At 70.4% G+C, this 9296-nt stretch carries 8 protein-coding genes; 5 read left to right on the forward strand and 3 right to left on the reverse strand.

All coding sequences use genetic code 11. The annotated features are described in order from the left end of the window. Nucleotides 1-7: 7 nt before the first annotated feature. The 4 genes from ACT3TD_RS09415 to ACT3TD_RS09430 all read left to right on the forward strand — a co-directional run bounded on the left by ACT3TD_RS09415 (nucleotide 8) and on the right by ACT3TD_RS09430 (nucleotide 3872). The gene (locus ACT3TD_RS09415; protein WP_444615061.1) at nucleotides 8-790 is read left to right on the forward strand and encodes a spermidine synthase; all 783 of its coding nucleotides are present in this window, start codon (nucleotides 8-10) and stop codon (nucleotides 788-790) included. A 95-nt stretch (nucleotides 791-885) separates the two neighbouring features. Further along, nucleotides 886-2109, forward strand: coding sequence for an HNH endonuclease signature motif containing protein (locus ACT3TD_RS09420; protein ID WP_301442932.1), 1224 nt, complete (start codon nucleotides 886-888; stop codon nucleotides 2107-2109). A gap of 21 nt (nucleotides 2110-2130) precedes the next feature. Further along, nucleotides 2131-3090 carry an ATP-binding cassette domain-containing protein gene (locus tag ACT3TD_RS09425; protein WP_301442933.1) on the forward strand — a complete coding sequence of 320 codons (960 nt, stop codon included), beginning with the start codon at nucleotides 2131-2133 and terminating at the stop codon, nucleotides 3088-3090. Next, nucleotides 3090-3872 carry an ABC transporter permease gene (locus ACT3TD_RS09430; protein WP_301442934.1) on the forward strand — a complete coding sequence of 261 codons (783 nt, stop codon included), beginning with the start codon at nucleotides 3090-3092 and terminating at the stop codon, nucleotides 3870-3872. The genes ACT3TD_RS09425 and ACT3TD_RS09430 overlap by 1 nt, the downstream gene beginning before the upstream one ends. Nucleotides 3873-3876: 4 nt before the next feature. Here ACT3TD_RS09430 and ACT3TD_RS09435 read toward each other — a convergent pair whose 3' ends face one another. Then, complete coding sequence (locus tag ACT3TD_RS09435; protein ID WP_441579661.1) at nucleotides 3877-5838, reverse strand: aconitate hydratase; 1962 nt, start codon at nucleotides 5836-5838, stop codon at nucleotides 3877-3879. A gap of 89 nt (nucleotides 5839-5927) precedes the next feature. Here ACT3TD_RS09435 and ACT3TD_RS09440 point away from each other — a divergent pair, with 89 nt between their 5' ends. Then, on the forward strand, nucleotides 5928-7604 hold the full coding sequence (locus ACT3TD_RS09440; RefSeq protein ID WP_444615056.1) for a peptide chain release factor 3: 1677 nt from the start codon (nucleotides 5928-5930) through the stop codon (nucleotides 7602-7604). 1 nt (nucleotide 7605) lies between these two features. Here the strand turns inward: ACT3TD_RS09440 and ACT3TD_RS09445 are convergent, their stop codons facing one another. Both ACT3TD_RS09445 and ACT3TD_RS09450 read right to left on the reverse strand, forming a co-directional pair. Continuing rightward, a complete protein-coding gene (locus ACT3TD_RS09445) occupies nucleotides 7606-8595 on the reverse strand; it encodes an enterochelin esterase domain-containing protein (RefSeq protein ID WP_444615058.1) in 990 nt (329 codons plus the stop codon). Continuing rightward, a partial coding sequence (locus tag ACT3TD_RS09450) for a hypothetical protein (protein WP_444637984.1) occupies nucleotides 8592-9296 on the reverse strand: 705 nt, incomplete at its 5' end. The genes ACT3TD_RS09445 and ACT3TD_RS09450, both read right to left, overlap by 4 nt.

Consider the following 9296-nt stretch of genomic DNA (forward strand, 5'->3'; position numbering starts at 1 on the left):
CTACGGCATGCTCGCCCTGGAGCCCGACCCGGATTTCGCCGACGGCTGGCTGATCAGCGTCAACGGGGTCCCCAGCAGCCACGTGGTGCTCGGCGAGCCCCGCGTGCTGGCCTTCGAGTACATGCAGTGGATCGCCACGGCGCTGCGCGCGCACGTGGCGGAGAACCTGGACGCGAACGCCCTGCGCGTCACCCACCTCGGCGGCGGGGCGTGCAGCCTCGCGCGCTACCTCGCCGACGTGTACCCACGTTCACGCAACACCGTCGTGGAGCTGGACGGGGAGCTCGCCCGGCTGGCGCGCGAGTGGTTCGACATCCCGCGCTCCCCGCGGGTGAAGATCCGGGTGGACGATGCGCGCGACGTCGCCGCGTCCTTCACCCCCGCCAGCCGCGACGTGATCATCCGCGACGCCTTCGCCGGCGCGGTCACTCCGGAAGACCTCACCACGGTGGAGTTCTTCACCGACTGCCACCGTGGGCTCTCACCAGCGGGGATCTACGTGGCGAACTGCGGCGACCACCATGACCTGCGTGGGGCGAAAGCGGAACTGGCCGGCATGGCGCAGGTGTGGTCGCACGTGGCGGTCGTCGCCGACCCGCCGATGCTGAAGGGACGCCGGTACGGCAACATCGTGCTGCTCGCGTCGGACGCACCGCTGCTGGACGCCGACTCGCCGTCGATGCCGGCGGTCGCGCGCGACCTGCTCGGCGGCGCGGTGCCCGCGCAGTACAAGGACGAGGCGTGGGTCCGGCAGTTCTTCTCCGGCGCGAAGCCCCGGCGGCAGGGCTGACCTGCAGGTTGGAACACATGTTCGATAGATAGCGCTTTGCCCGCGTTTCATGTCCGGACGGTGCGATACATTGTTCGTATCCAAAGGAGGGGCACGTGAACCACACCACCGACCACACCACCCACCAGCCCGTCATCCAGACCAGTATCTTCCCCAGCACCACGCCGGACAGCCGCGCCGTGGAGCTGCGCACCCTGCTCAACCGCACCGAGCTCGACCTCGTCTCCTACCTCATGGAGATCCCGGAGCACGCGCGTGTGGCCACGGCCCTTGCGGTGCGCCGTCGTACGACCAGCGAGGCCCACCGCTACAACCATGCCGCCGACCTTGCGCAGCGCATGCCGGAACTGTTCGAGATCTTCCGGGGCGACGGGCAGTACTCCGTCGACCACCTCGACGCGATCTGGCTGAAGGTCAACCGTCACTCCCGCGCCCTGCGCGCCGCCGGCGTGCAGGTGCCGGACGCGCTGGACGCCGCCGTCGCCCTGGGTGTGCTCGCCTGGATCCGCGCCACCAAGATCGGCGCCATCTCGGCGATCGCCGACGTCGCCGAGGAGGTGCTGTGCACCGTCGCCCCACTCGTCGTCGAAGAAACCGAGCAGGACGACGCGGCCGCGGTATCCCTCACCCGCCGCGGCACGCGCCTCACTCTGGTGTGCGGCAGCGAGGTCGTGGCGGACTCCCTGTGGTCCTCGGTCTCCACCGCCGCGCTGGACGTGCGCCGCGAGATCATCGAAGAGCAGGAGGATCCGGAGTCCGAGCTGCCGCCGTCGATGCACTTCTGCCGGGGCCAGGTCGCGCTCGGGCTCTTCGGTGCCCGGCGCGACCAGCTCAACGTGACCGTGAACCTCTACGGCACAGCCGGCGGCCCGGGTTATGTCCTGGGCACCGGATGGGTCTCCCCGGCCACCATGGCCACGCTGTCCGGTATCGCCCGGCACGTCCGGTCCCTCCCGAACGCCGGGGAGATTCCGGCCACCAGCGCCTACCGGTTCACCACGGCCCAGCGGTCCTACATCGAGGGACGCGACGCGCGCTGCCGCTTCCCCGGCTGCGTCGTCGCCGCCGACGACTGTGAGCACGACCACCTGGTGAACTCCCCGCACACCGACCCGGAGAGCGACGGGCCGACAAGCGTGGAGAACGGGATCTGCCTGTGCCGCACGCACCACACACTCAAGACGGCCGGGATCTGGACACCGACCAGCCGGGACAACGCCGTCACCCTCGACTGGACCGGACCCGAGGGGGCGCGGGCCACCACCGTCGCCGCCGGTCCGCTGTCCCCGGTACGCAATACGGAGGAACAGACCGGCTAAACACCTGTACCATCCGGTGCCATGCCCCTCATCGAGTTGCATGACGTCCGGAAAACCTACCAGTCCTCCTCCGGGGAGGTACGCGCACTCGACGGTCTCGACCTCGCCGTCGAGGAAGGCACCGTGCGCGGACTCCTCGGACCCAACGGCGCGGGCAAGACCACCTGCGTGAAGGTGCTCACCACCCTCATCCGCCCCACGTCCGGCACCGCGACAGTCGCGGGGCTCGACGTGGTGCGTCAGGCTGCCCGCGTCCGGGAGATCATCGGCGCCTCCGGCCAGTACGCCACCATCGACGAGGACCTCTCCGCCCGGGAGAACCTCATGCTCATCGGCCGCCTGTTCCACCTCGGCGACCGCACCGCACGCACCCGCGCCGATGAACTGCTCGAACTGTTCAACCTCACCGACGCCGCCGACCGCCCCGTCAAGGGCTTCTCCGGCGGTATGCGCCGGCGCGCCGACCTGGCGTCCTCCCTGGTCAACAACCCGAAGATCCTCTTCCTCGACGAGCCGACCACCGGGTTGGACCCCGCGGCCCGGCTGAGCCTGTGGGACGTGATCCGCGAGCGCGTCGCTGCCGGCACCACCCTGCTGCTCACCACCCAGTACCTGGAGGAGGCCGACCAGCTGGCCGACGAGATCAGCGTGATCGACGGCGGCTCCGTCATCGCCGAGGGCACCGCCGACGCACTCAAGACCCAGGTCGGAGGGCAGCGAGTGAGCGTCACCCTCGCCGATCCGTCCGACGCGGACGTCGCGTCCGACCTGCTGCAGCCCCTCGCCGTCGCCGGGGACACCGTGGCCCGGCAGGACCGCACCCTCACCGTCGCGGTGGAGGACGGCCCGGCCGCCCTGGAGCGTGCCGTGCACGAGATCCGCGCCCGCGGCGTCGACGTGCACGACATCGGCCTGGCGCGACCCACCCTCGACGACGTCTTCCTCTCCCTCACCGGGGACACGACCGGGAAGGACGCATGATGAACTGGTTCACCGACGTCCGCGCGGTGACGCTGCGCAACCTCATCCACTTCCGCCGCACCCCCGACGTACTGATGTGGGGCATGATCCAGCCGATCATGTTCGTGCTGCTGTTCAGCCAGGTCTTCGGCGGGGCCATCCAGGTGCCGGGCCAGGACTACACCGACTTCCTCATGGCCGGCATCTTCGTGCAGACGGTGGTCTTCGGTTCCACGTTCTCCGGCATGTTCATGTCCGAGGACCGCAAGAAAGGGCTGATCGACCGGTTCAAGACCCTGCCGATGGCACCCTCTGCAGTGCTCGTCGCCCGCACGCTGGCCGACCTCGTCCTCAACTCCCTGACCCTGGTGGTCATGGTGCTCACCGGTTTCGCGGTGGGGTGGCGTTTCGAGGACGGTGTGGGGCAGTTCCTCGCAGGCATGGCTCTGCTGCTGATGTTCTCCTGGGCCTTCTCCTGGGTGATGGTGCTGCTCGGCCAGCTGGTCCGCAGCCCCGAGGTGATGAACTCGGCCACCTTCATGGTGCTGTTCCCACTGACGTTCCTGTCGAACGCCTTCGTGCCCTCCGAGACGATGCCGACCGCCCTGCGTGTCTTCGCCGAGTGGAACCCGGTGTCGGCACTGGTGCAGGCCACCCGCGAGCTCTTCGGCAACACCGGCGACGCCCCCGCCCCGGACATCTGGACGATGCAGAACCCGGTGCTAGCGGTCTTCGGCGCGGCGGTGCTGCTGGTCGCGGTCTTCGCCCCGTTGTCCGTCGCCCGGTTCCGCCGCGCGGAGTGAGGGCTCAGGCCGCGGCGTACGGGATCCGTCCGCCGGCGATCACCATCTCGACCTGACGTTGCGACAGGTGGTGCCGCAGGGTCACCGCGCGCCCGCCGATGGTCGCCTCGACCGTGGTGCCGCCGCGCAGGGCGTCCCGCAGTCCCTCGATCACGACGGTCTCGTCCCGGGTGACCTCGTCGTGGTCGTCCGGGTCGTCAAACTCGAGCGGCAGGATGCCGAAGTTCGCGAGGTTCTGCCAGTGGATGCGGGCGAAGGACGTCGCGACCACCGCCCGGAGTCCCAGGTACCGTGGCGCGATCACCGCATGCTCGCGCGACGAGCCCTGCCCGTAGTTCGCGCCGGCGACGACCACGTGGCCGCCCGTCGCGTCCTGCGCGCGATCGAAGTAGGTGTCGTCGATCCGGGAGAAGCTGAACTCCGAGATCTTCGGGATGTTGCTGCGGTACGGCAGCACCCGCGACCCGGCCGGCATGATCTCGTCGGTGGAGACGTCGTCGCCCATGACGAGGAGCGCGGGACCCTCCAACCGGTCGTCCAGGGGGTCGAACTCGGGCAGCGAGGAGATGTTCGGCCCCTTGACCAGCTCGGTGGCCAGCGACTCCTCCCGCTCCGGCGGAGGGAGCAGCATGTCGTCGACGGTGCTGAACGTCTCCGGCATCCGCGGGACGGGGCAGGTCATGTCGTACAGCGACTCCAGGTCCCGCGGATCGGTGATGCGCCCGGTCAGCGCCGAGGCAGCTGCGGTCTCCGGGGAGCACAGCCACACGGCGTCCTCCTCCGTCCCCGAGCGTCCGGGGAAGTTGCGGGGCATGGTGCGCAACGAGTTGCGCCCGCTCGCCGGGGCCTGGCCCATGCCGATGCAGCCCATGCACCCGGACTGGTGGATCCGTGCACCGGAGCCGACCAGGGACGTCAGCCAGCCGCCGGCGATCAGGTCGACGAGCACCTCCCGCGAGGTGGGGTTGACGTCCACGGAGACTCCCTGGGACGCCTGGTGGCCGGCGAGGATCTCGGCGACGACGGCGAAGTCGCGTAACCCCGGGTTGGCCGAGGAACCGATCACGACCTGGGATACCTCCTCGTCGTCCTGCGCCGCCTCCCGGACGGGCACCACGTTGCCGGGTGAGGACGGCCGGGCGATCAGCGGCTCGAGGTCGCCGAGCTCGATGTGCTCGGTCACGTCGTACGCCGCACCCTCGTCGGCGACGATGCGCGTGGCGTCGTCGGGACGTCCGACGGCGGTGAGGTAGTCGCGCACCGCGTCGTCGGCGGGGAAGACGCTCGCCGTCGCACCCAGCTCCGCGCCCATGTTCGCGATGACGTGACGGTCCATCGCGGTGAGGCCGTCCAGGCCGGGGCCGTGGTACTCGATGACCCGGCCGACACCTCCCTTCACGCCGTGGCGGCGCAGCATCTCCTGGACGACGTCCTTCGCGGAGACCCAGTCGGGGAGCTCGCCGGTGAGCTCGACACCCCAGACCCCGGGCATCGCCACGTACAACGGCTCGCCCGCCATCGCCATGGCGACCTCCAGGCCACCCACGCCGATGGCGAGCATGCCCAACGCACCGGCGGCGCACGTGTGCGAGTCCGAGCCGATCATCGTGGCCCCGGGCCTGCCGAAGTGGGCCTGGTGCACCGGGTGCGACACACCGTTGCCAGCCTTCGAGAACCACAGTCCGAAACGCTGGGCGGCGGACTGCAGGAACACGTGGTCGTCGGGGTTCTTCTCGTCGGTCTGCAGCAGGTTGTGGTCGACGTACTGCACGGAGAGCTCTGTGCGGACGCGTTCGAGCCCCATCGACTCGAGTTCCAGCATCACCAAGGTGCCGGTGGCGTCCTGCGTGAGGGTCTGGTCGACGGTCAGGCCGATCTCGTCCCCCGGGGCCAGTTCGGTGATCTCCCCGTCGACCAGGTGGTCGGCGATGAGCTTCTGTGCGACGTTCCTCTTCTCGGTCTGCACGGTGGCACACCTCCTGAAAAATAGCGTCCCTCCACGCTACGCCGCACCGCCTTCCCGCAGCAGCCCGTACGCAGGTAAGGTGTCCAGACGTGTCAGACACCGCATCCGCCCACGCCAGCCCCTCCACCGTCGCCTCCGAGTCGCACCGTCGGCGTACCTTCGCCGTCATCGCCCACCCGGACGCCGGCAAGTCCACGCTGACCGAGGCGTTGGCGCTGCACGCGCGCGTGATCAACGAGGCCGGTGCGGTGCACGGCAAGGCCGGCCGCAAGTCCACGGTGTCGGACTGGATGGACATGGAGAAGGACCGCGGCATCTCCGTGGCGTCCTCCGCCCTGCAGTTCGAGTACGCCCCGGAGGGCCACACCGGCCAGCCGTACATGATCAACCTGGTCGACACCCCCGGCCACGCCGACTTCTCCGAGGACACCTACCGGGTGCTCACCGCGGTGGACGCCGCGGTGATGCTCGTCGACGGTGCCAAGGGCCTGGAGCCGCAGACCCTCAAGCTCTTCCGCGTGTGCAAGGCCCGCGGCCTGCCGATCATCACCGTGGTCAACAAGTGGGACCGCCCGGGCAAGGAGCCGCTCGAGCTGGTCGACGAGATCGTCACCGAGATCGGGCTGCAGCCCACCCCGTTGTTCTGGCCGGTCGGCCCGGCCGGCGACTTCCGCGGGCTCGCCCGCCTCGACCGCGAGGGTGAGGTGCAGGAGTACATCCACTTCCTGCGCACCGCCGGCGGTTCGACGATCGCCCCGGAGGAGCACTACTCGCCGGACGAGGCGTCCGCCAAGGAGGAGGACGCCTGGGACACCGCGGCCGAGGAGGCCGACCTGCTGGCCGCCGACGGCGCGGTGCACGACCAGGAGCTCTTCCTGGACTGCACGACCTCGCCGATGATCTTCGCCTCGGCGATGCTGAACTTCGGTGTGCACCAGATCCTCGACACGCTGTGCGCCCTGGCCCCGGAGCCCGCCTCCCGCGAGTCGGACCCGGCGGCGGTGCAGGCCGCGGCGTCCTCGGCCGGTTCGGCGGTCGACGAGGTCCGCGACGTCACCGACGACTTCGCCGGCGTGGTGTTCAAGGTGCAGGCAGGCATGGACACCCACCACCGCGACAAGCTCGCCTTCATGCGCGTGGTCTCCGGAGAGTTCACCCGCGGCATGCAGGTCGCCCACGCGCAGTCGGGCCGCACGTTCTCCACGAAGTACGCGCTGACCGTGTTCGGCCGCGACCGCAACACCGTGGAGGCCGCCTACCCGGGCGACATCGTGGGCCTGGTCAACGCCGGCACCCTGGCGCCCGGCGACACGATCTACGCGGGACGCAAGGTGCAGTTCCGTCCGATGCCGCAGTTCGCCCCGGAGAACTTCCGCACGCTGCGCGCGAAGACCCTGGGCAAGTACAAGCAGTTCCGCAAGGCCCTGGAGCAGCTCGACTCCGAGGGCGTGGTGCAGATCCTCAAGAACGACGCCCGCGGCGACGCGAACCCGGTGATGGCCGCGGTCGGCCCGATGCAGTTCGAGGTCATGCAGGCCCGCATGATGGCCGAGTACAACGTGGAGACCCTCACCGAGCCGGTCCCCTTCTCCGTGGCCCGACGCACCGACGCCGCCAGCGCCCCCGAGCTCGGCCGGCAGCGCGGCGTGGAGATCTTCACCCGCACCGACGGCGAGCTCATCGCCCTGTTCGGCGACAAGTGGAAGCTCGCCTTCGTGGAGAAGGAGCACCCGGAGCTCACCATGTCCCCGATGGTCGCCGACTAGATCAACCCAGCACCTGCACCAGCCCGCGGGTGAGCGCGCCGGTCCAGGCGGCCATCTCGTGGCCGTGGGTGCCGATCTCCAGGCTGGTGGGCACCCCGGCGGCACCTAGCGCGTCGGCGACGTCGCGGGCATGGCCGACCATGCCGCGGCCCTCGCCGCGTCCTGCGCTCAGGTGGACGCGCAGTCCGTCCGGGGCACCGGACGCCCGGATCTCGCCGGCGACGTCGGCGGCCCAGAAGGAGCCGGACGTCGCGACGGCGCGGCGGGCCGCGTCCGGACGCCGCAGGACCACGTCCAGCGCCGACAGGCCGCCGAGGCTCTCACCGGCGATGACGGTGCGTCCTGCGGGCACGTCGGCGATCTGCCGCGCCCACGGCAGCACCTGGTCGGCGACGAGGTCGCGGTAGGCCGGCGAGCGCGAGAGCAGTGCCACGCGGTCCTCGGCGGTGTCCACGGCGACCACACCGATCGAGCCGAGCCGTGCCAGTGCCGCCGGCAAGGACGTGCCCGACCAGGCCCGCCCGTCGCTGATGACGAGCAGGTATTCGGCGTGGAGTAGGCCGGCGGTCCACAGCGTCCGGCCGTCCAGTTCCGTGCGCTCCCAGTCGACGGGATCGCCCTCGACCCAGCCGGGCTCGTCCGGGGCGTCCGGGGCGTCCGCCATGATGAGGCGTCCGGACGCCCCGGCGCTCAGCGGCGCACGCCACCCGGGGTGGTCCAGGCGGTGCGGGACGACGTGGGTGACGGCGTCCAGCCAGCGGCGGCGGGAGTCGTCCGTGGCGTCGAAACGCGCGGCGGCCGCGGCGTCCAACCTGATGACCCGGTAGGACGACACCAGGTCGTCCGGCAGCTCCAGGGTGGTCGTCCAGACGCCGTCGGTGCGGGTCATGCGGTGCAGATCCGGGGTGTGGTGGTCGTGCACGCCGTCGACGTGCAGCAGCACGCGCACCGGCGCGCCGGTCTCGCGCCACGAGAACCCGACGGCACTCACAGCAGGTGCACCACGCCGAGCAGGATGAGGAACACCGCGACGATGTACCCGCCGGCGCGGGCGACGGTGGCCTGGTTGCCGCGCATCCAGGCGAAGCCGCGGCCCGCCGCGCTGTAGGGGCGCATGCGGATGAAGCCCACGATGAGGGCGCACACGAACGGCAGGCTCAACGCGACCGCCGCATAGGCGATCATGCCCACGTAGCGGGTGACGGTGGCGAAGTCGCCCGCGCTCATCAGGGCGATGCCGGCGAAGAAGGGCACGGAGGTCGCCGACTGCACCACGCCGAGCGCGAAGCCGGTGCCCACGGTGGCCACCGTCGGCGTCTTCAGCGGTGCCATGATGCGGTTGACGAGGCCGGATGGCCCGTCCCCGCCGCCGCGCCAGGCGAGCACCGCGCTGAGCAGGCCGGTGAGGAGCTGCAGGATGCCGAAGACCGGGGAGTCGACGACGGTCTTGATGACCTCGCCGAGGCCGTCGAAGACGACCATCGTCACCAGCGCCAGGGCGAGCACACCGAGCCAGTCGCCGAGGACGAGGAGGGCGGCGACGGCACCGTAGCGTCCTCCCCTCTCGCGGGGCGGTTGCGCGACACCGACGGCGACGAGGACCCCGATCAGCAGGAAGTTGACGGTGTCCGCGAGGGCGAAGGAAAGTACGTGCAGCACACCGGCAGATCCTACACGTCGGCTCCATTTACC

It is taken from the genome of Corynebacterium sp. AOP36-E1-14 (assembly GCF_052377495.1).
Taxonomy (GTDB): Bacteria; Actinomycetota; Actinomycetes; order Mycobacteriales; family Mycobacteriaceae; genus Corynebacterium.

Coding starts and splice junctions, on each gene's coding strand:
- ACT3TD_RS09415 (WP_444615061.1), top strand. CDS start 8: ATGCTCGCCCTGGAGCCCGACCCGGATTTCGCCGACGGCTGGCTGATC.
- ACT3TD_RS09430 (WP_301442934.1), top strand. CDS start 3,090: ATGAACTGGTTCACCGACGTCCGCGCGGTGACGCTGCGCAACCTCATC.
- ACT3TD_RS09425 (WP_301442933.1), top strand. CDS start 2,131: ATGCCCCTCATCGAGTTGCATGACGTCCGGAAAACCTACCAGTCCTCC.